Origin of the sequence: Microbacterium martis (genome assembly GCF_047246685.1) — a bacterium.
In the GTDB taxonomy this organism is placed as follows: domain Bacteria; phylum Actinomycetota; class Actinomycetes; order Actinomycetales; family Microbacteriaceae; genus Microbacterium.
The window spans coordinates 652,831-675,735 of sequence record NZ_JBFOKT010000002.1; the positions used below are offsets into that span (position 1 = coordinate 652,831).

General features: G+C 67.9%; 24 protein-coding genes and 1 tRNA gene. 11 read left to right on the top strand and 14 right to left on the bottom strand.

The window, feature by feature from the left end; translation table 11 throughout:
- The first annotated feature begins 53 nt into the window (after positions 1-53).
- Positions 54-479, top strand: coding sequence for an NUDIX hydrolase (locus AB3M90_RS11060; RefSeq protein ID WP_412951993.1), 426 nt, complete (start codon positions 54-56; stop codon positions 477-479).
- 72 nt (positions 480-551) lie between these two features.
- Here the strand turns inward: AB3M90_RS11060 and AB3M90_RS11065 are convergent, their stop codons facing one another.
- Together AB3M90_RS11065 and AB3M90_RS11070 are read right to left on the bottom strand one after the other, a co-directional pair.
- Positions 552-1,007: an aminoacyl-tRNA deacylase gene (locus AB3M90_RS11065; protein ID WP_412952711.1), complete on the bottom strand. Its 456-nt coding sequence runs from the start codon at positions 1,005-1,007 to the stop codon at positions 552-554.
- Between the two features lie 56 nt (positions 1,008-1,063).
- On the bottom strand, positions 1,064-1,570 hold the full coding sequence (locus tag AB3M90_RS11070) for a DNA helicase (protein WP_412951994.1): 507 nt from the start codon (positions 1,568-1,570) through the stop codon (positions 1,064-1,066).
- A 171-nt stretch (positions 1,571-1,741) separates the two neighbouring features.
- Between AB3M90_RS11070 and AB3M90_RS11075 the strand changes: the two genes are divergently transcribed.
- Positions 1,742-2,299, top strand: coding sequence for a peptidylprolyl isomerase (locus AB3M90_RS11075; RefSeq protein WP_412951995.1), 558 nt, complete (start codon positions 1,742-1,744; stop codon positions 2,297-2,299).
- Between the two features lie 18 nt (positions 2,300-2,317).
- Complete coding sequence (locus AB3M90_RS11080) at positions 2,318-3,214, top strand: rhomboid family intramembrane serine protease (protein WP_412951996.1); 897 nt, start codon at positions 2,318-2,320, stop codon at positions 3,212-3,214.
- 127 nt (positions 3,215-3,341) lie between these two features.
- On the opposite strand, the gene AB3M90_RS11085 is transcribed toward AB3M90_RS11080, so the two are convergent.
- Complete coding sequence (locus tag AB3M90_RS11085; protein ID WP_412951997.1) at positions 3,342-3,581, bottom strand: cell division protein CrgA; 240 nt, start codon at positions 3,579-3,581, stop codon at positions 3,342-3,344.
- Positions 3,582-3,659: 78 nt separating this feature from the next.
- Between AB3M90_RS11085 and AB3M90_RS11090 the strand changes: the two genes are divergently transcribed.
- From AB3M90_RS11090 to AB3M90_RS11100, 3 genes are read left to right on the top strand one after another with little or no spacing between them, the layout of a single operon-like run.
- Entirely contained in the window at positions 3,660-4,451 is a 792-nt protein-coding gene (locus AB3M90_RS11090; RefSeq protein WP_412951998.1) for a class E sortase, read from the top strand.
- Between the two features lie 28 nt (positions 4,452-4,479).
- The gene (locus AB3M90_RS11095) at positions 4,480-4,635 is read left to right on the top strand and encodes a hypothetical protein (RefSeq protein WP_412951999.1); all 156 of its coding nucleotides are present in this window, start codon (positions 4,480-4,482) and stop codon (positions 4,633-4,635) included.
- Positions 4,632-5,264, top strand: a complete 633-nt coding sequence (locus AB3M90_RS11100) for an anthranilate synthase component II (protein WP_412952000.1) — start codon at positions 4,632-4,634, stop codon at positions 5,262-5,264. The genes AB3M90_RS11095 and AB3M90_RS11100 overlap by 4 nt, the downstream gene beginning before the upstream one ends.
- 22 nt (positions 5,265-5,286) lie before the next feature.
- On the opposite strand, the gene pknB is transcribed toward AB3M90_RS11100, so the two are convergent.
- The 7 genes from pknB to AB3M90_RS11135 all read right to left on the bottom strand — a co-directional run bounded on the left by pknB (position 5,287) and on the right by AB3M90_RS11135 (position 14,279).
- On the bottom strand, positions 5,287-6,999 hold the full coding sequence (pknB, locus tag AB3M90_RS11105; protein WP_412952001.1) for a Stk1 family PASTA domain-containing Ser/Thr kinase: 1,713 nt from the start codon (positions 6,997-6,999) through the stop codon (positions 5,287-5,289).
- Positions 7,000-7,044: 45 nt separating this feature from the next.
- The gene (locus AB3M90_RS11110) at positions 7,045-8,790 is read right to left on the bottom strand and encodes a protein kinase domain-containing protein (protein ID WP_412952002.1); all 1,746 of its coding nucleotides are present in this window, start codon (positions 8,788-8,790) and stop codon (positions 7,045-7,047) included.
- On the bottom strand, positions 8,787-10,241 hold the full coding sequence (locus AB3M90_RS11115) for a peptidoglycan D,D-transpeptidase FtsI family protein (RefSeq protein ID WP_412952003.1): 1,455 nt from the start codon (positions 10,239-10,241) through the stop codon (positions 8,787-8,789). The genes AB3M90_RS11110 and AB3M90_RS11115 overlap by 4 nt, the downstream gene beginning before the upstream one ends.
- 106 nt (positions 10,242-10,347) lie before the next feature.
- A complete protein-coding gene (locus tag AB3M90_RS11120; protein WP_412952004.1) occupies positions 10,348-11,733 on the bottom strand; it encodes an FtsW/RodA/SpoVE family cell cycle protein in 1,386 nt (461 codons plus the stop codon).
- A complete protein-coding gene (locus tag AB3M90_RS11125; protein WP_412952005.1) occupies positions 11,730-13,034 on the bottom strand; it encodes a protein phosphatase 2C domain-containing protein in 1,305 nt (434 codons plus the stop codon). The genes AB3M90_RS11120 and AB3M90_RS11125 overlap by 4 nt, the downstream gene beginning before the upstream one ends.
- A 7-nt stretch (positions 13,035-13,041) precedes the next feature.
- On the bottom strand, positions 13,042-13,566 hold the full coding sequence (locus AB3M90_RS11130; protein ID WP_412952006.1) for an FHA domain-containing protein FhaB/FipA: 525 nt from the start codon (positions 13,564-13,566) through the stop codon (positions 13,042-13,044).
- On the bottom strand, positions 13,563-14,279 hold the full coding sequence (locus tag AB3M90_RS11135; protein WP_412952007.1) for an FHA domain-containing protein: 717 nt from the start codon (positions 14,277-14,279) through the stop codon (positions 13,563-13,565). Before AB3M90_RS11135 ends, AB3M90_RS11130 begins: the two co-directional genes overlap by 4 nt.
- Before the next feature lie 144 nt (positions 14,280-14,423).
- Between AB3M90_RS11135 and AB3M90_RS11140 the strand changes: the two genes are divergently transcribed.
- Positions 14,424-14,506, top strand: a tRNA-Leu gene (locus AB3M90_RS11140).
- 132 nt (positions 14,507-14,638) lie between these two features.
- On the opposite strand, the gene AB3M90_RS11145 is transcribed toward AB3M90_RS11140, so the two are convergent.
- Positions 14,639-15,646 carry a LacI family DNA-binding transcriptional regulator gene (locus AB3M90_RS11145; protein WP_412952008.1) on the bottom strand — a complete coding sequence of 336 codons (1,008 nt, stop codon included), beginning with the start codon at positions 15,644-15,646 and terminating at the stop codon, positions 14,639-14,641.
- Positions 15,647-15,978: 332 nt separating this feature from the next.
- Between AB3M90_RS11145 and AB3M90_RS11150 the strand changes: the two genes are divergently transcribed.
- Genes AB3M90_RS11150 through AB3M90_RS11165 form a run of 4 tightly spaced genes read left to right on the top strand, consistent with a single transcriptional unit; the run spans position 15,979 to position 19,608 of the window.
- Positions 15,979-16,884, top strand: a complete 906-nt coding sequence (locus tag AB3M90_RS11150) for an ABC transporter substrate-binding protein (protein ID WP_412952009.1) — start codon at positions 15,979-15,981, stop codon at positions 16,882-16,884.
- Between the two features lie 21 nt (positions 16,885-16,905).
- Positions 16,906-17,832 (top strand): amino acid ABC transporter permease, encoded by a 927-nt coding sequence (locus AB3M90_RS11155; protein WP_412952010.1) that lies wholly within the window; start codon positions 16,906-16,908, stop codon positions 17,830-17,832.
- Complete coding sequence (locus AB3M90_RS11160) at positions 17,829-18,590, top strand: amino acid ABC transporter ATP-binding protein (RefSeq protein WP_412952011.1); 762 nt, start codon at positions 17,829-17,831, stop codon at positions 18,588-18,590. The genes AB3M90_RS11155 and AB3M90_RS11160 overlap by 4 nt, the downstream gene beginning before the upstream one ends.
- 4 nt (positions 18,591-18,594) lie before the next feature.
- Positions 18,595-19,608 carry a nucleoside hydrolase gene (locus tag AB3M90_RS11165; RefSeq protein WP_412952012.1) on the top strand — a complete coding sequence of 338 codons (1,014 nt, stop codon included), beginning with the start codon at positions 18,595-18,597 and terminating at the stop codon, positions 19,606-19,608.
- 88 nt (positions 19,609-19,696) lie between these two features.
- On the opposite strand, the gene AB3M90_RS11170 is transcribed toward AB3M90_RS11165, so the two are convergent.
- The 3 genes from AB3M90_RS11170 to AB3M90_RS11180 all read right to left on the bottom strand — a co-directional run bounded on the left by AB3M90_RS11170 (position 19,697) and on the right by AB3M90_RS11180 (position 22,795).
- Positions 19,697-20,518, bottom strand: a complete 822-nt coding sequence (locus AB3M90_RS11170) for a ribokinase (protein ID WP_412952013.1) — start codon at positions 20,516-20,518, stop codon at positions 19,697-19,699.
- Positions 20,515-21,486, bottom strand: coding sequence for an arginase family protein (locus tag AB3M90_RS11175; protein WP_412952014.1), 972 nt, complete (start codon positions 21,484-21,486; stop codon positions 20,515-20,517). Before AB3M90_RS11175 ends, AB3M90_RS11170 begins: the two co-directional genes overlap by 4 nt.
- A gap of 379 nt (positions 21,487-21,865) precedes the next feature.
- The gene (locus AB3M90_RS11180) at positions 21,866-22,795 is read right to left on the bottom strand and encodes an AraC family transcriptional regulator (protein WP_412952015.1); all 930 of its coding nucleotides are present in this window, start codon (positions 22,793-22,795) and stop codon (positions 21,866-21,868) included.
- Positions 22,796-22,905: the final 110 nt, after the last annotated feature.

Here is a 22,905-nt window from a genome sequence, read left to right on the forward strand (position 1 = left end):
GCGGGGACGACGGCGTCCAGATCGCTCGGGCGCGGGCGGATAGTGTGAGAGGGATGGATCTGCGAGTCGCCGCCTACGCGGTCGTCACCGACGACGACGGCCGACTTCTGCTCGCGCGCTGGGCCGAGGGGCGTCGTGTGGCGTGGACGATGCCGGGTGGCGGCCTCGAACCGGGGGAGGCACCCGAGGATGCCGTGCGCCGCGAGCTGCGCGAAGAGACCGGGTACACGGTGAAGGTGGGCGATCTGCTCGGCATTCACTCCCGGGTGATCCCGGCGAGCCGGCGCGTGCACAAGGCCGATCGGCCGCTGCACACGCTGCGCATCGTCTACCGGGCGCAGGTCACGGGCGGCAGGCTGCGGTTCGAGACGGACGGGTCGACCGACAGGGCGGAGTGGTTCCCGCTGCCCGCGATCGCCGATCTGCAGCGGGTGAAACTCGTCGACATCGCGATGCGGATGGCCGGACTGCTCCCCTGAGCCTGGGTCCCTGAGCCTGTCGAAGGGTCCTGAGCCCACCCTGGGTCCCTGAGCCTGTCGAAGGGCGCGGGCTCAGCGCTCTTCGGGCACCGAGATGTCGGCGACGGTCGCGCCGTAAGCGGCGATGAGGTCGTCGGCGTCGACGAACAGGCTGAACCCGTGGCTGCCGGCTCCCATCGCGATGCGCTGACCCACGATGGTCTCGTCGGCGTAGACGGGCCAGTCGGTGCTGCTGCCGATCGGAACGATCGTGCCGCGCTCGTACCCCGTCGCCGCGAGGGCGAGATCGGCCTCGGGAAGCCGCAGCTTGTTGACGCCGACGACCGCGCGCAGCTTCGGCCACGAGATGGCGCGACCACCGGGAACGAGCGCGAACAGGTAGGTGTCATCCGCCCGCTTGACGACGAGGGTCTTCACGATCCCGGACGGCGGGATGCCGAGCAGCTCGGCTGCTTCGAACAGGCTCCTCGCCTCCGGGCGCTCGCGGATGTCGATCGACAGACCGCGGGCGGCTGCCGCCTCGCGCACCCGGACATGCCGATCCCCTCCGGCGCCCGGGGCGTCGGAGGGGAGATCGGTCGAGGTCACGCGTCGGGCGCGGAGAGCGGGTCGTCCGCGACCCAGAGCTCGTCGTCGGCCCGCAGGGTCTGCCACGCGGCGTACAGCACGCCGACGGCGGCCGCCACGCCGAGAACGATGGCGACGACCGAGCCGAGACCCGGGCCGCTCTTCTTCTTCTTGCCGAACGCGCCGCGCGGAGCGGGCGGGGCCACTCCGTGGCGCTTTGCGTTGGCGTAATCCCACGCGGTCAGGGCACTGCCGACGACACCGCCGACGATCGGCACGACCTTGTCGTCGACGACGTGCTTGCCGAGCCTCACGCCCTGGTCGACCACGGGGGCGACGCGGCGGTTGTAGGTGTCCTGCACCGCAGGCAGCACCTGCTCACGACCGAGGCCGCCGAGCTGACGGCTCGCCTCGCGGGCGACATCGGCGGCGTGTCCGACCACGACCTGCTGCGACTCCCAGAGCTGGGCGGCATCCTTCTGCAGACGACGCAGTTGCTTCTTCCGCTTGCGGCTGAGGCTCACGATGTTCTCCTGTCCATTGCAGTGCGGGTTCCCCATCTTGCCAGAAGAGGCTGAGAGGCAGGGGGAAAAACGGCACCCTTGCCAAGTGGGCGGCCTCACGCTAGCGTTCGGGTCCCGTCATCGGCTGCGAGACCACGGCGAACACATCGGAAGCTCTGCGAGAATGAGCTCATGGTCCACGCTTCTCACGTCGCAACCCTGCACACCAACCACGGTGACATCGTCATCAACCTCTTCGGCGACCACGCCCCGAAGACGGTCAAGAACTTCGTCGGCCTCGCCGACGGCACCCAGGAGTGGACCGACCCGGCGACGGGCAAGCCCGGCGAGGGTCCGCTCTACAAGGACGTCATCTTCCACCGCATCATCCCGAACTTCATGATCCAGGGCGGCGACCCGCTCGGTCAGGGCGTCGGCGGACCCGGCTACAACTTCGACGACGAGATCAACATGGAGCTGAACTTCAACGAGCCCTACGTGCTCGCCATGGCCAACGCCGGTCTGCGCCGCAATGCCATCACCGGCAAGCCCGAGGGGACGAACGGCTCGCAGTTCTTCATCACCACCGACCCGACGCCGTGGCTGCAGGGCAAGCACACCATCTTCGGTGCCGTCGCCGATGACGCGTCGAAGGCCGTCGTCGACGCGATCGGCGCCGTGGCCACCGGCGCGGGCGACCGTCCGGTCGAGCCCGTCGTGCTGCAGTCGGTCGACGTCGTCGCGGTCTGAGAGCTGCGGCCGATCCGGATGACGACGCCTGAGTTCGCGCACAATCGCGACAACTTCTGCTACCGGCATCCGGATCGGCAGAGCTTCGTGCTCTGCCAGCGCTGCCTGCGCACCATCTGCGGGGAATGTCAGACACCGGCCGCCGTCGGCGTGATCTGCCCCGAGTGCATGAAGGCCGAGCGGAAGAACCGCACGCCCGCCCAGAAGAAGGCCGAGCGGCGCTGGGGGAGCAGGAGCTCGGGTGCCGCGCTCGCCGTGACGCGCAGCGGCCGTCCTGTGGTCACTTACGTGCTCCTCGCGGTCACCTCGTTCATCGGCCTGCTCCAGCTCATCCCCGGGCTCGGCGACGTGCTCACCGGGCAGCTGCTCTTCGCCGCGCCCTACCTGTATCCCCAGCTGTCGGTCTACCCGTTCGAGCCGTGGCGGCTGCTCACCGCGATCTTCGTGCACGGAGGTTTCATCCACCTCGCGCTGAACATGCTCGCCCTGTGGATGATCGGTCAGAGCCTCGAGCCGATCCTCGGTCGAGCGCGGTTCCTCGCCCTGTACCTGATCAGCGGTCTGGGCGGGTCGGTGATGGTCGCGTGCCTGGCACCGACCACGGCGACGGTCGGAGCATCCGGCGCGATCTTCGGCATGATGGCGGCCCTGCTCATCATCGGTCGGCACATCGGAGCGAACGTCACCGGACTGCTGGTGATCCTCGGCATCAACTTCGCCCTCGGCTTCTTCATCGGCAACATCGCCTGGCAGGCGCACCTGGGCGGGACGATCGTCGGAGCGCTCGTGGCGCTGATCCTGACGCGCACCAAGCGCCGTGACCAGCGGGTCTGGCAGATCCTGCTGCTGGCGGCGCTGGTCGTCGTGCTCCTGGTGGCCGTCGCGTTCGTGCCGCCGCTGATCATCCTGGGCTGATCCGGTTGTTAACAGGGTTATCAACCCCTGTGAACAACACCGGTGTAATTCTCCCCATCCTGTGGATAACCCTGTGCAGAAACAAGGCCCCTCGCTCGGCGAGGGGCCTTTCGACGTCGGGGGCGGTTCAGCGCCATCGCGTCGTCATCAGGAAGCCGATGAGCGCGATGCCGAGGCCGATGGCGAGGTTCCAGTTGCCGAGTCCGGGGACGGGGAACTGCATGCCCGAGATGTAGAACACGAGGATCCACGCCAGACCGAGGAGCATGAAACCGATCATCACCGGCTTGAACCACACGGCGTTGGGAGCGGCTTCACCCTCGGCGCGCTCGACGACGGGCTCTTCAGTCTTACGGTCTCGTGCCATTCCGTCATTCTACCCATGACGTCCCTCTCCCCACGAGGCCGTGATCCGCGGCACAGCGGCGGGCGATAGGATCGCGCCATGACTGCATCCGTCGTGCCGGAGGGGCGGCGTTCACGACGCGAGCGGCGCTCCCGCGCGACAGTCACCAGCGTCCTCGGCGAACTCCTCCTCACGGCGGGGGTCATCGTGCTGCTCTTCGTGGCGTGGCAGATGTGGATCGGCGACATCATCATCGGCGCCCAGAAGAACGACGAGGGAGCGGCGCGGTCGGCGCAGCTCGCCGAGGCCGAGGCGCCCGAGCCGCCGCCGCTCGTCGAGAACGAGGACGGCACCACCGAGTACGAGGCTCCGATCCCCGACGCCCCCGCCGACGGCGAGTGGTTCGGTCAGATGCACATCCCGCGCTTCGGGGCCGAGTACAACTTCGGCATCTACGGCGGAACCAGCCGCGCCCGCACGCTCGACCAGAAGGGGATCGGCGTCTACAAGAACTCGAAGATGCCCGGCGAGATCGGCAACTTCTCGATGGCCGGCCATCGCACCACCTGGGGCAAGCCGTTCAACCAGCTCGACAAGCTGCAGCTGAACGACGCGATCGTCGTCGAGACGGAGGACGGCTGGTACACCTACCGCTTCCGCACCCTCGAATACGTCACGCCGACCCAGACCGACGTGCTCGCCGACGTGCCGCAGATGCCGGCGCAGCAGACCGGTGAGCAGTACATCACCCTCACCGCGTGCTCGCCGCTCTACTCGCTGGCCGAGCGCATCATCGCCTACGGGGTGTTCGAGAGCTTCCAGCCCCGTGCGGAGGGTCCGCCCGCCGCCCTGACCGATCCGCCGCCGCCCCCGGCCGCACCGTCGGTGTAGCCGTGGACGTCGCCGAAGGAGGTTGCTGATGTACGCCGCGCTGTGGCGCCTGCTGCCCGGACCCTGGTGGGTGCGCCTGATCATCGTGCTCGTCGTGGTGACCGCCGTGCTCTACGCGCTGTTCTGGTACGTGTTCCCCTGGGTCAGCCCTCTGATCACGCCGGGTGAGGTCGACGTCGAATGACGCGAGTGCTCGTGGTCGACAACCACGACAGCTTCGTGCACACCCTGGTGGGCTATCTGCACGAGCTCGGCGGGGAGACGACGATGATCGAGGCCGATGCGACGGATGCCGGGGGCCTCGAGCGGCTCGTCGAGAACGTCGACGGCGTGCTGCTCTCCCCGGGGCCGGGCACACCGTCGGATGCCGGTGCGTCGCTCGACGCCGTGCGCATCGCGGCGCGTCGACGGATCCCGCTGCTCGGGGTGTGCCTAGGGCACCAGGCGATCGGCGAGGCCTTCGGCGCACCCGTGAGCGAGGCGCCGGAGCTCATGCACGGCATGGTCTCGACCGTCACCCACGATGGATCGCCGCTGTTCGCGGGCATCCCGTCTCCGTTCCGGGCGGGTCGATATCACTCGCTGGCGCTCGCGGCATCCGCTCTCCCCGCCGATGTGACCGTGACAGCGGTGACCGACACGGGAACCGTGATGGCGCTCGAGCACCGCGGGCTTCCGATCCACGGGGTGCAGTTCCACCCCGAGAGCGTGCTCACCGAAGGAGGCTACCGCCTGCTGGCCAACTGGCTGGAGATGTGCGGGTCCGAGGGCGCCGTCGCCCGGTCGGCGCGGCTCGACCCGCTCGTGCGCTGAAGCGCGCGCTGAGGCTCTCTTCTCAGGGGCCGGTGCAGTAGCGGAGCTCGACGGTCGAGCCGATCGGCACATCGCCGGGCGCGATCGACATCGTGTCGACGGTCGCCGGGTCGTTGGCGGGGCAGTCGGGCAGCTCCACCGGCGTGGCGGTGAGTCCGAGACGGGTGAGCTCGGCCGTGGCCGCTTCGACCGTCCACCCGGTGACATCGGTCAGGGTCATCTTGCCGCTGGCCACCACGAGGTTGATCACCGTGTCGGGCGGCACCTCGGCGTCGGCCTTCTCGCTGGCCGAGATGACCGTGTCGGCCTTCAGCGCCTTGTCGTTGCGCTGGATGACGGTGCCGAGTTCGAGGCCCGCGCTCTGCAGCGCCTTCTTGGCGTCGGCCAGACCCATGCCCTCGAGCGTCGGGACCACGACCTTGTCCTCGCCGGAAGAGACGTACAGCGTGACGGCGCTGCCCTCCTCGATCGAGACGCCGGCCTCCGGGTCGGTGCGGATGACGTTGCCCTCAGCGATCTCGGCGTTCGCCTCGATGACGATCGTCGAGGTGAGATCGAGTTCGGCGAGATCGTCCTGGGCCCGCTCCGACGACACGTTGACGAGGTCGGGCACCACCCGCGACGTGCTCGGCACGTCGGCCGGGCGCATGCTGATGGTGACGACCCAGAAGAGGACGGAGGCGAGCAGCACGGCGAGCAGCGCCACTCCGGCCCAGATCCATGCGACCGGCGGGCCCGACTGCGTGCGGGCCATCGTCGTGTCGGTGCTGAGTTGGCGGAGGGACCGGGCGGTCTCCTGCGCCTGACGAGGGCTCGGGCCGTACAGCTCGCTGGTCAGAGCGCCCAGCTGCTTGCGGGTCGGCGCAGCGCCGGTCACCGCCGAGTCGAGTGCCGAACGGAAGTGCGCGGCATCCGGATAGCGCTGATACGGGTCTTTCGCGAGGGCGCGCAGCACGATCGGGTCGAGCGCCCCGGGCGCGTCTTCGTTCACCTCGGTCGGGGGGAGCGGGGTCTCGCTGACGTGCTGGTAGGCGACGGCCACCGGCGACTCGCCGCGGAACGGCTGGCGCCCGGTGAGCAGCTCGTACAGCACGACGCCGGTCGAGTAGAGGTCGGCGCGGGCGTCGACCGGCTCGCCCTTCGCCTGCTCGGGCGAGAAGTACGCCGCGGTGCCGAGGATCTGCGTCGTCTCGGCGACGGTCGACGACGAGTCGGAGACGGCTCGGGCGATGCCGAAGTCCATCACCTTGACCTGGCCCTTGTCGGTCACCATGACGTTGCCCGGCTTGATGTCGCGATGCACCACACCGGCGCGGTGCGAGTAGTCGAGCGCTTCAAGGATGCCGTCGACGTAGCGCACGGCGTCGTCGACCGGGACGGGGCCCTGGGCGATGATGTCCTTCAACAGGGTGCCGCGGATGAGTTCCATCACGATGTACGGCGGATCGGCGGCCTGGCCGGTGCCCGAGGCGGATGAGGCGTCGCCGATCGACGAGTCGCCGGCGTCGTACACGCGCACGATCGACGGATGCGACATGCGCGAGGCCGCCTGTGCCTCGAGGCGGAACCGGGTGCGGAAAGCCGTGTCACGGGCCAGCTCGGGGTCGAGGATCTTGATCGCGATCTCGCGGCCGAGGGTCAGGTCGTACCCGCGGTAGACCTTCGCCATGCCGCCGTGCCCGATGAGCTCGTCTACGCGGTAGCGACCCGCGAGAACGCGTGGCTCTGTGGACACGGACTACCCCCCTTGAAAACGACGTTCGACTGAGCTGGGTCCAGGCTACCCGGCGGTCTCGCCCTCGCCGTCACCCTCGCCGTCGCCGTCGGCCGGGGGCGCGGTGATCGCGACCGACAGCGCAGGAGACGGATTGGAGGTGCGCTGGTCGCCCCCCGAGCACAGACCCTGGTACGTCACGATGAGCTGCTGGCCGACGGCATCCGCGATCTTGACCTGCGTGTTGCGCTGCGTCGGCTGGAAGTTCGGTCCGCCCGACACGAAGCTGGCGTTCTGCAGCGACACGACGTAGCCCGAGAGCGTCGATCCGCTCGGGCAGGTGAAGCCGGTGCCCCAGGCGATGGTCACGGTGCTCCCCGCGACCGGGTCGCCGGTGAGCGTCGGCGCGTCGGTCGGCGTGGGCAGTGCGGCGCGGGCGGCGTAGACCGTCAGCGTCATGGCCTGCGTGGTCTCGACGTTGCCCGAGGGCTGCACCCCGTAGACCTTGCCCACCTCGGCGTCGGACGGGGCCGGGTCGCCTTCGGGGCACGTGATCTCGGCGTTCTCGAAGCCTGCCTCCTTGAGGGTGGCGGTCGCGGTGCCGCAGTCCATGCCCACGAGGTTCAGGGCCGTGACGTCGACCCGCGTCACCTCGGGAGTGGGGGTCGGCGACGGCGTCTGCGACGCGGAGGGCGTGACGCTCGGCGACTTCGACGGCTCGGGGTCGTCGCCGCCCTGCTGTGAGAGCGCCCAGATCGTTCCGCCGAGCACGATCACCAGGAGGACGATGAGCGCGATCAGCGGCCAGGTCCACGGGCTCCGCTTCTTCTTCTCCGGCTCCTCGGTCGGCTGCTCGGTGGGCACCTGCGCGGTGGTCGGCAGGATGCGCGTCGCGCCCTGGTCGTTCGCCGCCGTCAGCATCCGAGTCGCGTCGTCGTCGCCGGCGATGCCCCCGGTCGCGATGGCGGGAACGGCGATCGCGGCGGAGTTCAGGTCTCCGCGGCGCAGGGCCTGCGCGGCACGGGCCACCGTGGCCGACGACGACGGACGGTCGCCCGGCTTCTTCGCGATCATCGCCATGACGAGGTTCTGCACGGGGATCGGCACGGTCGGCGGCAGCGGCGGCGGCTGCTCGTTGATCTGCGCCATCGCGATCGCGACCTGCGACTCGCCCGTGAACGGGCGCTTGCCCGCGAGGCACTCGTAGGCGACGATGCCGAGCGAGTAGGTGTCGGTGGCGGGGGAGGCGGGGTGACCCGACGCCTGCTCCGGCGAGAGGTACTGCACCGTGCCCATCACCTGGCCGGTCGCGGTCAACGGCACCTGGTCGGCGATGCGCGCGATGCCGAAGTCGGTGATCTTCACGCGGCCGTCGGGGGTGATCAGCAGGTTGCCCGGCTTGATGTCGCGGTGCACGAGGCCCGCGGCGTGCGCGGCCTGCAGGGCGGATGCCGTCTGGGCGACGATGTCGAGCGTCTTGTCGGCGCTCAGCGCGCCGTCGCGCTCGAGGATCGTCGACAGGGCCTCGCCCGGCACGAGCTCCATGACGAGGTAGGCGCTGCCGTTCTCCTCGCCGTAGTCGAACACGCTGGCGATGCCCTCGTGGTTGACGAGCGCCGCGTGCCGCGCCTCGGCGCGGAACCGCTCGAGGAACCCGGGGTCCCCCATGTACTCGTCTTTGAGGATCTTGATCGCGACGGTACGCCCGATGACGTGATCCGTCGCCTCCCACACCTCGCCCATGCCGCCGATCGCGATCCGCGACTGCAGCTCGTAACGACCACCGAACGACACACCCTGCGTCGGTCTCATCTGCCCAGCACCGCCTCTATGACCTTCTTCGCAATCGGAGCGGCGATGGTGTCGCCGCTTCCGGACTGCCCCTGTCCGCCGCCGTCCTCGACGACGACCGCTACTGCGACCGCGGGGTCGTCCGCCGGTGCAAAACCGGTGAACCACAACGTGTGCGGCCTGTTTCCGTTCTCAGCCGTCCCGGTCTTACCCGCCACGTCGATCCCGTCTATTCTTGCACCCTGCGCTGCGCCGTTTGAGACGCTGGCGACCATGGCGGCCGTGATCTCATCGGCCTGATCCGCCTCCATCGCGCGGCCGAACTCGCTGTTCTCGAACGACCGGATCACCGACAGGTCGTTGCCGATGACGGCATCCACCATCTGGGGGTTCATGACCACGCCGTCGTTGGCGATGCCCGCCGCCACCATCGCGATCTGCAGCGGCGTCGCCGTCACCTGACCCTGCCCGAAGCCGGTGAGCGCGGTCTGCGCGTCGTCGAGCGCGCGCGGGTAGCTCGACGCCGTCGATTCGAGCGGCGTCGCGAAGCTCTTGTTGAAGCCGAACTTCTCGGCCATCTCGCGGATGCGGTCGTCGCCCAGCTCGACGGCCAGCTCGGCCATCGGGATGTTGCAGCTCAGCCGGATCGCCTCGGCGATGGTCACCGTGTCGCCGGCACCGCACGTGCCGCCCCAGGCGTTCGACACCTGGTTCGACGAGCCGGGCAGCGTGTACCGCGCCGGATTGGGCAGCGTCGAGTCGGGGGTCCAGTCGCCGCTGGCGAAGGCCGCGGCGGCGACGACGAGCTTGAACGTCGATCCGGGCGGGTTGAGGTCGCCGGCGATCGCGCGGTTCGACAGCGGCTTCGACCCGTCGGACTCGAGCTGGTCGTAGAAGGAGTTCGCGGCATCCGCGTCGTGCGTCGCCAGCTGGTTCGTGTCGAACCCGGGGGTCGAGACCATGGCGAGGATGCGACCCGTCGAGGGATCGATCGCGACGACCGCGCCCTCGAGACCCTGCAGGGCGTCGTAGGCCGCCTTCTGCGCCGCGGTGTTCAACGACAGCTCGACGCTGAATCCGCGCTGCGGCTGGCCCGAGAGGATGCGTTCGACCTCGGCGAGGAACGCGTTGGCGCCCGTGCCGGAGAGATCGGCGTTCATCGCCCGCTCGATGCCGGTCGCCGATCCCAGCGCCGGGTTGAACCAGCCGGTCACCGGCTCCCACATCGGAGCGTCGGCGTAGACGCGCTGGAAGCGGTATTGATCGTCGCTCGGGATCGACGTGGCGATGGCCGCGCCGTCGACGATGATCGATCCGCGCTGGATCGCGTAGCTGTCGAGGCGCGTGCGCTTGTTGTGGCTGTTCTGAGCCAGGCTGTCGGCCTCGACGACCTGGATCCAGCTCGACGCCGCGAAGAGGGCGATGAACATGAACAGCATGACGATGCTGAGGCGGCGGAGTTCCTTGGTCATGCGACGCCCCCTAGGGCCGTGGGTCGCTGAGCCTGTCGAAGCGTCGCGGACCGGCCCTTCGACGAGCTCAGGGACCCAGTTGTCATCGGACAGCCTTGCAATCGAGTCATCCGATCACCACCCGGGGCTGGCGGCGGACGCCGTCGGAGATGCGCAGCAGCAGCGCGACGATGAGCCAATTGGCGACGAGAGACGATCCGCCGGCGGCGAGGAAGGGTGTGGTCAGTCCGGTCAGCGGGATGACGCGGGTGACGCCGCCGACCATGATGAACACCTGCAGCGCGATGGTGAACGACAGCCCCGTGGCGAGGAGCTTGCCGAAGTCGTCCTGTCCGGCGAGGCCGATGCGCATGCCGCGACTGACGAACACCATGTAGAGGCACAGGATGGCGAAGAGGCCGATGAGTCCGAGCTCTTCGCCGAGGCTCGTGATGATGTAGTCGCTGTGCGCGAGGGGCGTGATCTGCGGGCGCCCCTGGCCCCATCCGGTGCCGATGAGTCCGCCGCGGGCGAGACCGAACAGACCCTGCATGGGCTGGTAGCCCGCACCGTCCGGGTCGACCTGGTTCGCATCGAACAGGAAGAGCCAGTTGGTGAACCGACCGCGCACATAACTGAGGATCTGGGTCGCCAGCGCCACGCCGGCGGCGACGAGAACCAGGCCGATGAGCACCCAGCTCGTCTTGCCGGTCGCGACGTAGAGCATCGCGACGAACATGCCGAAGATGAGCGTTCCGGTGCCGAGATCGCGCTGGAAGACGATGATGGCGAGCGAGATGACCCACACGACCAGCACGGGTCCGAGCTCGCGCATCCGCGGCCAGGTGATGCCGAGCACCCGCTTGCCGACCGACGTGAGGCTCTCTCGCGTGCGCACCAGGTAGCCGGCGAAGAAGATCGCCAGGCAGATCTTGGCGAGCTCTCCCGGCTGGAAGGCGAAGACCCCGCCGAGCGACACCCAGACCGCGGCGTTCGCGTCGGCGATGCGGAGGCCGGGGACGAAGGGGAGCAGGAGCAGCAGGATGCCGGCGAGGCCGAAGATGTACGTGTAGCGGAACAGGATGCGGTAGTTGCGCAGCAGGATGACGACCGCGATCGCGCCGGCGAGCGAGATCCCGGTCCAGGCGAGCTGCTTCGTCGAGTACGCGTCCCAACCGGTGTTCTTGAACGCGATGTCGATGCGGTAGATCATCGCGATGCCGAGACCGGTCAGCAGCGTCGCGATCGGCACCACGAAGGGGTCGGCGTCGGACGCGACGATCCGCAGCACGACGTGCAGCGCGAAGGCGAGCACGGCGAGGCCGCCGCCGATCGCGAGCACGACCGGGTCGATGACGCCGAGGGCGCCGAGCTGCACGAGGGTGAGGGCGGCGCCGCTGACGACGCAGGCGAAGAGCAGCAGCCAGAACTCGCGGTTGCGCTGCGTCTGCGGCATCCGGAGTCTCTTGAGCGCCTTGATGACGGTGGTGTCGGCGGCGACGTCGGTGCTCATCCCTCACCTCCGGCGGGGGTCTCGCTCGGGGTCGGCAGCGGCGTCGGCAGGGGTGTCTGCTCGATCGCGTTGGCCTCGGCGCCCGCGCGCAGCCGGTCGACGATGGCCATGGCGTCGGCGAGCGAGCGCGCGGTGATCGTGCGCTCGACCGACGCGCGCTGATAGGGCGGCAGCTCGGCGAGGAGGATGTCTGTGTCTTCGTAGGGGGTCGACAGGGTGATCGGGCCGATGTTCTGCTGCACGCCCTGGAAGATCACGACGCTGTCGTCGTCGGCGCCGATGAAGTAGCGCGTCTGCGTCCAGCTGTAGGCGGCGAACGCCGCGACCCCGAGCATGGCCAGCACGACGAGCACGCCCGCGATCCAGCCCCAGCGACGGCGCTTGGCGCGACGGCGATCCTCTTCGATGAGCTCCTCGAGGTACTCCGGTGCCGGCTCGAAGTGGCTCGGCTCGTTCGCCGCCTGGCGCACGGGGTGCAGCCAGTTGGCGCGGGTCGGCCGCACCGGCGGCACGTACACGCCCGACGGGTTCGACGCCGAGCCGACCACGGTGGCCGTTCCGGAGTGCATCGGATGCTGCCCGCCGACGTCGACCAGCACGATGGTGACGTTGTCGGGGGCGCCGCCGTCGAGCGCCTGCTTGAGCAGGTTGTCGGCGGTGCGACCGGGTGCGAGACCCAGCTGCATCGCCTTGAGGATGCGGGCCTCGTCGACCACGCCCGACAGGCCGTCGGAGCACAGCAGCCAGCGGTCGCCGGGCTGCGTGTGCATGACGAACATGTCGAGCTCGGGGTCGGAGTCCATGTCGCTGAGCACGCGCATGAGCACGGAGCGCCGCGGGTGGTAGCGGGCCTCCTCCGGGGTGATGCGGCCCGAGTCGACCAGCCGCTGCACGAAGGTGTGGTCGGCCGTGATCTGGGTCAGCGCGTCATCGCGGTAGAGGTAGATGCGCGAGTCGCCGATGTGTCCGATGACGGCGTAGTCGTCGACCATGATGATCGCGCTGAGCGTGGTGCCGAGGCCGGCCAGCTCGGGGCGGTCCTTCGCCGCACGGATGAGGTCGTTCGCCGCAGTGGTGGCCGCCGCCTGCAGCGAGGCCTGCGCGTCTTCGACGGTGGCGTAGGGCTGGTCGAGGGGCTCGAGGCGGTGGATGGCGATGCTCGAGGCCACGTCACCCCCGGCATGACCGCCCATGCCGTCGGCGACGACGAACAGGTTGGCCCCGGAGTAGCCGGAGTCCTGGTTGTTGGAGCGGACCTTCCCGGTGTGGGAGATCGCGACGCTCGAGCCCTCGAAGACCATGCCCGGGTCAGGCTCGCAACTCGAACGTCGTGGCCCCGACCTTGATCGGCGTGCCGAGGGAGAGGTTCACGGGGCCGCCGGTGACGCGCTGTCCGGCGACGAAGGTGCCGTTGGTCGAGTCGAGATCCTGGATCGCCCAGCTGTCGCCGCGCAGGATCAGGCGCGCGTGGTGACTCGACGTGTAGTCGTCGCGGATCACCAGCGCCGACTCGCTCGAGCGGCCGATCGTGAGGGTGTCGGCGCCGAGGGGGAGTTCGAGCCCCGCCTTCGGGCCCGACGTGATGACGAGCCGCTTCGCCGTGGCGACCGTCGCGGGACCGGTCGACGGTCGGGCGGATGCCGGCTTCGCCGCGGCTGCCGGCTTGGCGGGAGCGGCCGGGGCGGATGCCGCGCCCGCGACGGCCTCGGCGGGGAGCTTGCGCGCCTTCACGCCGAACAGGTCGGCACGGAGGGAGTAGACCACGCCGAAGACGAAGAACCACATCAGCAGGAGGAATCCGATGCGCAGCAGGAGGAGGATCAGCTCGCTCATCCGAACCCTCCGAACGCGCGTGTCGAGTCGTCGGTCGGGCGTGACGGCGCGGCCACCGGCACGATGCGGAACACCAGGTCGGTGCGGCCGATGGTGATCGTCGTGTCGGACGGCAGCGCCGCCTCGCGGAGCTTCTGCCCGTTCACCTTGGTGCCGTTGGTGGAGCCGAGGTCGCGCATCATGGCGCGCTCGCCGTCCCACAGGATCTCGACGTGCTTGCGGCTCGAACCGGCATCCGCGATCGTGATGTCGGCGTCGGAACCGCGTCCGATCACGGTGCGCGCACGCGAGAGCGAATGCCGACGGCCGTCGACGTCGACCACGGCCTGCCAGCTGACGCGACCCTCGACCGTGCCCGAGCTGACGCGCACCGTGCCGGTCGCGACCTTCTCGTCGGCCTCGAGCGTGATCGACAGCGGACCGGCGAAGCTGTAGCCCTGCGCCTTCGCGTGCTTGTTCAGCAGCGCGTGCAGCTCATCGGTGAGCGCGCCGCCGAGTGCTCGCATCCGCTCCGCGTCATCGGTGCTCAGACGCACCACATAGCTGTTCGGCGCGATGATGCGGTCGCGGCTGACGACCGCCGCCTTCGTGTCGGCTTCGCGACGAACGGCCGAAGCGATCTCCACGGGTTGGATGCCGCTGCGGAAGGTCTTCGCGAACGCGCTGTTCACCGCGCGCTCGAGACCCTTCTCAAAGCTGTCAAGTAGTCCCACTGGGCTCCTCTGGCATGCCGACCGGTAGGGACATCGTAGCCAGGTGACCTGGGGAACGCCCGCCGCAGGGCCGTCGGCGGTGTGCTTCGGGCCCGAAATCGCGTGATATCCTCGGGAAGTTGAGTTCTTCGGAACGAGACGCTCGCGCGAGTGGCGGAATGGTAGACGCGCTGGCTTCAGGTGCCAGTGTTCGCAAGGACGTGGGGGTTCGAGTCCCCCCTCGCGCACAGGACATATGACGGGTTCATGAATGGCCGTGGACGGCGCCATCGTCCATACCCTGGGCGCCGGCGACGCGACCCTCGCCACCGTGATCGTCCACACGATCCATGGCGGCTTTCACCGAGACCTCGCGAAGATCACGATCCGGCCGCACGGGACGGGACGCAGCCGCAGCTCTCACGGCGGACGAGGGTGTGGGCGAACGTGTGGCGCGAAGGGGCATCATCGGACGACGTGAGCGTGCGGGCGACGTACTCTGCGATCTCGTCGAGCGGAAGCTGGATCGCACTCAACGACGGCACCGCGAACTCGGAGGCCTCCGTGCCGTCGATGGATATCACGGCGACCTCTTCGGGGATCCGCACTCCCCGCGCGTGGAGAGCGCGCATCGCCCCGAGAGCTTGAACGTCGGATGAGGCGAAGATCGCGCTCGGGGCGTGGGAGGAATCGAGAAGCTTCTCTGCGGCGCGGTAGCCACCGCGCAGCGAGAAGTCGTCATACGCGCGCAGCTCATCGAGCCGGTCCGGAGAGACGTACGGTGCGAGCGTATCCGCCCACGCCGCCTCGCGCAGGTCTCCCTCATCACGCCCTGCGATCAGGCCGATGTCGCTGTAGCCGTGATCCAGGAGATGCTGCACGGCATCTCGTGCTGCTCCGTAGTCGTCGACTCCTACCGACGGCACCGGCGTCTTCTCGAAGTGCCAGTCGAGGGACACCACTCGCGCTCCCGAGGAGGTGATGGCCTGCAGCGTCTCGTCGCGGTGCACACCGTAGATGGCGATGCCGTCCACCTCCCGGGACAGCAGGTTCTGCAGCTCAGCGGTCTCTTCGACGCCGCCGTGGCCGGCGTTGCCGATCATCAGGGCGTAGCCCGCTCGATGGGCGTACTCCTGGAGGTCGCGGGCGAGCTCGGAGAAGTACGGGTTGGTGAGGTCGCGGACGAGCAGACCGATGACGTTCGTCCGGGAGAGCTTCAGCGCGCGGGCGTTCGCGTTGGGCCGGTAGCTCAGCTGCCGCATCGCATCGAGGACGCGTTCTCGCGTGGCTTCGGCCACAGGACGCGGACCGTTGTTGACCACGTAACTGACCACCGTGGTGCTGACCCCCGCCAGTCGCGCGACGTCGACGCGATTCGCCCTCTTCATCCGTCTCACTGTAGGGGATGGCAGTCGAGATCCGGCGATCCCGCCAATTTATCTACTGCAGTAGCGCACATCGCGTCTACTGCAGTAGCATCATCGAAATCTACTGGAGTAGCACCGAAGCAGCGGTAGACACCATCGGACAGCCGGGCTGTGGAGCTCACGAGGCACGCGCCAGCCGTCCACCGAGTCACGGACCTCGCCACCCCGCCATCGCATCCTTCCGAACTCCGAGTTCATTCGACAGCATCAGGGGACGAGGACAGCCGGCCACGTCGGCTGACGGGACTGCAGCACGAACAGAGGCACCACCCGACAAACAGAAGGGCACCACAATGAAGAAGCTGATCGGGGCGACCGCCCTCGCGGCCGTCACGCTCCTCGCACTCACCGCGTGCGCCGGCACGACGCCTGAGCCGTCGGGGACGGAACCCGCTCCAACCGAAGGTGACGTCGCCGCGGCACCTCTCGACGAAGAAGCGGCCGCGCTGCTTCCCGACGGCACGGACTCCCTCATCTCCGTCACCGACCCGACCTTCGCTCCGTTCCAGTTCTACGACGAGGCCAACGAGGAGATCATCGGCTGGACGGCGGACATGATCACCGCGCTGGGACAGACGCTCGGCGTCGAGATCCCGCTGGAGGCTGCGGCATTCGACACCATCCTGCCCGGGGTGGCATCCGGGAAGTACGACCTCGCCGCCTCCGCCTTCACCGTCACCGAGGAACGTCTCGAGAACGCCGACATGGTCACCTGGGGCCTCGGTGGCACCGGCGTGGCCGTGCCGGAGGGCAACCCGAAGGACATCAGCACCGACCCGCTGTCGATGTGCGGTCTGCGCATCTCGGCGTCGAAGGGCACGTCCCAGGCGATCGAGATCCTCCCCGCGTTCCAGCAGGCGTGCGCCGACGCCGGCAAGCCGAAGATCGAGGAGAACCTGTTCCCTTCCGGTCAGGAGGCCCTGCTCGCCCTGTCCTCTGGCCGCACGGACGGTCACCTGAACGACACCATCAGCATCGCCTACGAGGCCGACATCAACGGTGGATTCGAGGTCGCGCCCGGCGACGACATCGACAGCTCTCCGTTCGCGTTCGCGCTCGCAAAGGACTCGCCCCTGACCCCGGCGTTCGAGGCAGCTATGGCCGCGCTCATCGACAACGGAACGTACGACGCCATCAACGAGAAGTGGGCGTTCCCGGCGACGGCGGCCATCACCGCTGACCAGATCTCCAACGAGTAGTCCACGAAGGGGCTGAGCACGATGACTCTCACGACACCCGTCCCGGTGAACGAGCAGCCGTTCGTCATCCACCGCAAGAAGCACATCGGGCGTTGGATCGCCGGACTCATCGTGCTCGGCCTCCTCGGACTCCTCGTCTACTCGGCGGCGAGCAACCCACGCTTCGAGTGGGGTTCCGTCGGCGGCTATCTCGTCGCCCCGCCCATCCTGACCGGCGTACTGGTGACACTCGAACTGACCTTCATCAGCATGGTCATCGGCGTGGTGCTCGGCGTGATCATCGCCATCATGCGGCTGTCGTCCAACCCCGTGTTGAGCGTGAGCTCAGCGGGGTTCGTCGCCTTCTTCCGCGGGACGCCACTGCTCGTCCAGCTGATCTTCTGGTACAACCTGGCATCCCTGTACCCCGTCATCACCTTCGGTCTTCCTGGGGTCGAGCTCAACGCCAACGAGATCATCACCCCTTTCCTGGCTGCCATTCTCGGGCTGAGCCTGAACGAAGCGGCCTACATGTCTGAGATCGTCCGAGGAGGCATCATCTCCGTCGACCGTGGGCAGCGCGAAGCGGCGACAGCGATGGGACTGACCGGCGGGCAGACGATGCGCCGGATCATCCTTCCGCAGGCGATGCGCGTCATCATCCCGCCGACAGGTAACGAGCTGGTCGGCATGTTGAAAGCCACCTCCCTCGTCTCGGTCATCGCGGTGGCGGACCTGCTGTACTCGGCGCAGATCATCTACGCACGCAACTTCGACGTGATCCCGCTGCTCATCGCCGTCAGCATCTGGTACATCGTCCTGACCACCATTCTCACCATCGGGCAGGGCTTCCTTGAACGTCACTATGCACGCGGCAGCGAGTTCCAGACATCCCGCGGATCCGACATCTGGCGCCGCATGATCCGATTCCGCTTGTTCTCCCAGTCGACGAAAGGCGGCCAGCGATGACAGCTCTCGTTCGCGCCGAGCATGTTGAGAAGCACTACGGCCCCCTGCACGTCCTCAAGGGCGTCGACCTTGAGGTCTCGAAAGGTGAGGTCGTCTGTCTCATCGGTCCGTCCGGGTCCGGCAAGAGCACCTTCCTCCGGTGCATCAACCAGCTCGAAGACCTCAACGATGGCATGATCTGGATCGGCGACGAGCCGGTCGGCTTCCAGCAGCGAGGCCGAGCACTCTACGAGCTCAACCCACAGGAAGCCGCCCGTCGCCGCTCCCGCATCGGCATGGTGTTCCAGCACTTCAACCTTTTCAAGCACATGACCGTGCTGGAGAACCTCACTCTCGCCCCGAAGATCGTGCTCGGCGAAAAGTCGTCGGCCTACCTTCCTCGAGCTCGGGCGCTTCTGGACCAGGTCGGTCTTGCCGACAAGGCGAACAGCTACCCTGCACAACTCTCGGGCGGCCAGCAGCAGCGAGTTGCCATCGCGCGAGCGCTCTGCGTGCAACCCCAGCTGATGCTCTTCGATGAGCCGACATCGGCGCTCGATCCGGAGCTCGTCGGAGACGTCCTGGAAGTGATGCGGGATCTCGCCGCTACCGGTATGACCATGCTCGTCGTCACGCACGAGATCGGCTTCGCACGAGATGTCGCCGACCGCGTCGCCTACTTCAACGACGGACGCATCGTCGAGGTGGGGCCGGCTCATCAGATCATCAACGACCCTCAGCACGAGAAGACGAAGGCGTTCCTCGCCTCCGTGCGGTGACTTCATGCGCCTTCTCATCGACTGCGACCCGGGAATCGACGATGCCCTCGCCATCCTCCTCGCGCTGGGGGCGGACCTCCCCGTGGAAGCCATCACCACCGTCGCCGGTAACGTCATCGTGGAGCAGTCCACGAGCAACGCCTTGACGGTCCTCGACATCGCCGGCCGACTCGACATCCCCGTCCACGAGGGGGCGAGGTCGCCTCTGTTCGGCTCGCTCCCCGAAACGTCCAGCTCTCACGGTATCGATGGGCTCGGAGGTAGAGGGGCGATGCCCCTTCGAACCGGTGCCTCGACGACGTCCGCGGTCGACGCGCTGCTGCAGGCGTCCGGAAAGAGCGCGGAGCCCGTGACTATCGCAGCCATCGGCCCGCTCACGAACATCGCTCAAGCGGTGTTGGCCGACCCGGAGTTCGCATCCCGCATCGAACACCTGGTCATCATGGGTGGCGCCATCGGCGCCGGCAACGTCACTCCTGCTGCCGAGTTCAACTTCTGGCACGACCCTCACGCAGCCGATGTCATTCTGCGGGCGGGCTTCGCTCGCGTGGACATCGTCGGTCTCGACGTCACCGGTCAGGTGTTCCTCGACGCTGAGACCCGTGAGCGAATTCGATACCGCGGCACCCGAGCGTCGGAGTTCGTGTACGAGATGACACGTGACTACTTCGACGCGTACTGGCACAGTCACGGGGTCGTGGGAGCGGAGATGTGCGACCCGCTCGTCATCGCGCACCTCCTCGACGATCAGGTCCTGACGTTTGCCGACGCCTTCGTCGAAGTCGAGACAACCGGCGAGAGTGTCGGGCGCTCCAACGTGTGGCCGGTAGCGCGCTACGCCGGTAAGGAGGCGAATGCGAGGGTTGCGGTGGGTGTCGACACGGCGGCCTTCTTCCGGATATTCCTGGAGGCGGTGTTCCCGGACGGCGGTCGGGTCAGTTCACCGTCGAGTGCCGGACGTGATGAGCGCCCAAGTCCGGGCAGCGATCCGACCACGCGGCTGCGGGCCGCTCTCTGAAGAACGAGGCCCTGTCACACGGGTCAGCCGTCTGCGCGGTGCCTTCGCCATTGCCCACGGTGGGCGATAGCCCGCAAGACGTACGAGCTCACAGATACTCGGCGAGGGGGCGAAGCGGCGGCTGTGCAGCTTCGTGCTCAACCGCGTGCGAACCCACGGCGCACGCCGCCTGGAGCGCGACCTCTGAAGACAGCCCGCTCACGATGGCGAACGTCAGCGCGGCACAGAAGGCGTCACCGGCGCCGACAGTGCTGACAACGTCCACTCGGGGCGCGGTTGCTCGCGCGACCTCCTTTCCGTACTCGTACATGACTGCACCAGCGCCACCATGTGTGACTACGAGTAGGCGCGCATCGCGCAGCTTCGGGGTGAGGGCGAACTCGGTCTCATTCGCGATGAAGAGGTCCCCCCGGGCTACGATCCCGTCGGAGAGGGGGGTGGCCGGCGCGCTGTTCACGGCCAAGAACCCTGTCGTGGTCTGGGCGAGGTTCTCCACGGACTTCATCGGGATCTCCAGCTGAGTGAGGACCGCGCCGTCGATGAAGTCGAACACCTCCGCGCCCACCTCGTCATTCGCACCAGGGCATATGACGATCTGATTCTCTCCGTCGCCGTCCACCATGACCAAGGCGACGCCCGTCTGGGCGTCGCGAACAGCCACATGGTCGACGAGCACCCCGGCGTTCCGCAGATTGTCAAGGGCGAACGATCCTGGCTCGTCGCGTCCCACGGAGCCGACCATGTGCGAGGTAGCCCCGAGTCTGCTGAGAGCGACGGCCTGGTTCGCACCCTTGCCGCCCGCTTGGCGCGTGAAAGAGCCAGCCCCCACAGTCTCACCGGGCGAAGGCAGACGGGCTGAGCGCGAAGTCAGGTCAACGTTGATGCTGCCGACGACGGTGATCTGAGTCACGATGGTCCCTCTCCAGCGGTAGGTCGAGCCGTCCGCTCGGCGAGTCCCGCGGCCGCTTCCAAGACGGTCAAGGCCGCGAGGCGGACTGTTCGTCCGTCGGCGGAGTCAGCCGAAGCATCCACCTCCGCGATGTCGATGCCTCGAACGAGTGGGCTGCGTGCGAAGGCCCGAGTCAGCCGCCGCAACTCGTGAGCCTGGAGACCCCCGGGGATGGATGCCGGGCACCCCGGAGCGACGGAACGGTCGCAGACGTCGACATCGACATCGACATGCACGGGTCCGCCGCCGGCGCCTGCAACCCCCAACGCTTCGGCCGCGATCTCCGACAGGGAACGCTCGAACAGCTCATCCCTGTGGATGACCGTGATGCCCAGGTCGAGTGCTCTCTGGCGGTACGCCTGGGAGTTCGCGAAGTCGGCGATCCCGATCTGAACCACGCGGCGGGGGTTCAGCCCGGCTTCGATGAGGCGGCGGACCGGAGAACCGTTGCTGCGTCCATCGCGGAGATCATGGTGCGCGTCGAGGGTGATGAGACCCGCGCGGTCGAGGTTATCGCCGGCCACTCCCAGGGCTGCGGGCACGGTGAGGGAGTTGTCGCCTCCCAGGAACATCGCGAGGCGCGCACGCTCAGCGATCTCTGCGACTCGCGCGGTGGCGACGGACTCCCCAAGCTCTGAATCCGGGTCTTCTACATCTCCGAAATCGAAGATGCGGAGGTCGTCGTCGAGAACGCGGCCGAGCGACCGGCGGTCATCCGTTGCGACGTGCGCCGAGTACCTGCGCAAGGCTTCACGGATGGCGGCAGGTGTCTTGTGCGCGTTGCTCGGAGACAGGGAGAGGCGATGTGTCGGGATTCCGACGAGCGCCAGGTCAACCTGGTCACCGTCCACGGGCGGACCCCAGGAACCCGCTCGTGGCCAGAGAGCGTCGTAGGACAACGACGTGGTCGATCCGTCGTGAGTAGGCATGTCTGGACGCTAACAACGGTGAGATCGGAAAGGAGCAAGCCTGGGCATGTTGGCGTCTGAGATACCAGACGATACGACGCGGCGGCCACTGTTGCGGTGCGTGAGGAGTCGGTGAGATAGATCATGGCCGAAGAGTCGCCGTCATATGGACGGGTCCCTGCAGCGGAACAGGTGCTCGATGTCCTTTCGCTGTTGGCGGCGTCACGCGGGCCGCTTCCGGCCGCCACCCCAGCGGCCACTGCCTGTTCCTCACGGCCGGGACATGCTCTACGTCTCGGAGCAACGAGCGCGAGGCGCTCGCCATCTCATCACCGATGTCGATTTCCGTCGTCTCCATGGCACGTGATCTCTCGAGGGGCAGCATCCGCGTTGACCGCGGTCATGGGCGACTCTTTCGCAGAGTTTCTGAAGGGGAGATCCCGAAGGCCTCGCGGTACGCGCGCGCGAATCGGGAGGGGTGAGCGAACCCCCACCGGCGTCCGACGGCTGCGACGGTGGCGGGCGAGCCGAAGCGCAGCTCCCGGTGCGCGCCGTCGAGCCGCGCTTGCCTGAGAGCCTCCGCCGGGGTGATATCGAGGGCTCGACGGAACGCGTACTGCAGTCCCCGTGTGGAGATGTGCACCGCGTTGGCGATGTCGTCGACGGTGATCGGCAGGTGGGCGTTCGCCGCGATGAATTCGCGGGCGCGTCGAACCGTTCCCGGTGCGGCAGTCGTTTGCTCCGCGTGCTCGTCACGATGCGGCATCGTGGTGGCGAAGGATGCGAGGGTGGTGACGGCCGCGTGGCGAGCGAGTTCGCTCCGCAGCAGCGTGTCCCCATCGCGCAACGGGGCGGCGGCACGTTCGACATAGGTGAACATTCGGCTCCAGGAGGCGGCGGCCTCCGCGTTGTGCGGAGTGAGCTCGGCGACGCTCAACGAGAGGTCATCATCGCCGCTGATCTGTCTGCTGACGCCCTCGAGGTAGCCGTGGTCCAGGACGAGCGCTGTCACGCGTGCGTTTCCATCCCAGTGGGCATGCACCTTCGTGCCGTCGGAGATCCACGGCCTGCCAGCGTCGAGGTCCTTCCGAGCGGACCGGACATCGATCTTCGCGCCACTGACACGACAGGCGAGGAACTGGTCGTGGGGCTCGGCGGTCGAGTGGACCTCCGCAGAGAGGGTGTAGTGGACCAGGCTCACCCCGCCGAGTTCGATGGAATGCCAATCGAACTGGAACGGGTCACGGTCGACGCGATGCAGCACGGCGGAGGGCACGTACTGTCGCCAAGTCTCCTCGACCCGGGACACCTCGCGTGTGCGGAACCGCATGCGTTCCCCCTTTCCCTCGCCGGCAGACGGGTGCAAGACAGAAGCCGAGATGACTCGTCCGTGTAGTGTAGGCGTCCGCCACCGGATACGACAGGGGTATCGCCGCACGG

Excerpts from the sequence above, each read along its gene's own strand:
- AB3M90_RS11160 (WP_412952011.1), top strand. The coding sequence starts at position 17,829 with ATGACAGCTCTCGTTCGCGCCGAGCATGTTGAGAAGCACTACGGCCCC.
- AB3M90_RS11075 (WP_412951995.1), top strand. The coding sequence starts at position 1,742 with ATGGTCCACGCTTCTCACGTCGCAACCCTGCACACCAACCACGGTGAC.
- AB3M90_RS11120 (WP_412952004.1), bottom strand. The coding sequence starts at position 11,733 with ATGAGCACCGACGTCGCCGCCGACACCACCGTCATCAAGGCGCTCAAG.
- AB3M90_RS11145 (WP_412952008.1), bottom strand. The coding sequence starts at position 15,646 with ATGAAGAGGGCGAATCGCGTCGACGTCGCGCGACTGGCGGGGGTCAGC.
- AB3M90_RS11175 (WP_412952014.1), bottom strand. The coding sequence starts at position 21,486 with ATGCCTACTCACGACGGATCGACCACGTCGTTGTCCTACGACGCTCTC.
- AB3M90_RS11130 (WP_412952006.1), bottom strand. The coding sequence starts at position 13,566 with ATGAGCGAGCTGATCCTCCTCCTGCTGCGCATCGGATTCCTCCTGCTG.
- AB3M90_RS11165 (WP_412952012.1), top strand. The coding sequence starts at position 18,595 with ATGCGCCTTCTCATCGACTGCGACCCGGGAATCGACGATGCCCTCGCC.
- AB3M90_RS11180 (WP_412952015.1), bottom strand. The coding sequence starts at position 22,795 with ATGCGGTTCCGCACACGCGAGGTGTCCCGGGTCGAGGAGACTTGGCGA.
- AB3M90_RS11095 (WP_412951999.1), top strand. The coding sequence starts at position 4,480 with ATGTACGCCGCGCTGTGGCGCCTGCTGCCCGGACCCTGGTGGGTGCGC.
- AB3M90_RS11125 (WP_412952005.1), bottom strand. The coding sequence starts at position 13,034 with ATGGTCTTCGAGGGCTCGAGCGTCGCGATCTCCCACACCGGGAAGGTC.
- AB3M90_RS11060 (WP_412951993.1), top strand. The coding sequence starts at position 54 with ATGGATCTGCGAGTCGCCGCCTACGCGGTCGTCACCGACGACGACGGC.
- AB3M90_RS11155 (WP_412952010.1), top strand. The coding sequence starts at position 16,906 with ATGACTCTCACGACACCCGTCCCGGTGAACGAGCAGCCGTTCGTCATC.
- AB3M90_RS11080 (WP_412951996.1), top strand. The coding sequence starts at position 2,318 with ATGACGACGCCTGAGTTCGCGCACAATCGCGACAACTTCTGCTACCGG.
- AB3M90_RS11090 (WP_412951998.1), top strand. The coding sequence starts at position 3,660 with ATGACTGCATCCGTCGTGCCGGAGGGGCGGCGTTCACGACGCGAGCGG.
- AB3M90_RS11100 (WP_412952000.1), top strand. The coding sequence starts at position 4,632 with ATGACGCGAGTGCTCGTGGTCGACAACCACGACAGCTTCGTGCACACC.
- AB3M90_RS11150 (WP_412952009.1), top strand. The coding sequence starts at position 15,979 with ATGAAGAAGCTGATCGGGGCGACCGCCCTCGCGGCCGTCACGCTCCTC.
- AB3M90_RS11115 (WP_412952003.1), bottom strand. The coding sequence starts at position 10,241 with ATGACCAAGGAACTCCGCCGCCTCAGCATCGTCATGCTGTTCATGTTC.
- AB3M90_RS11110 (WP_412952002.1), bottom strand. The coding sequence starts at position 8,790 with ATGAGACCGACGCAGGGTGTGTCGTTCGGTGGTCGTTACGAGCTGCAG.
- AB3M90_RS11085 (WP_412951997.1), bottom strand. The coding sequence starts at position 3,581 with ATGGCACGAGACCGTAAGACTGAAGAGCCCGTCGTCGAGCGCGCCGAG.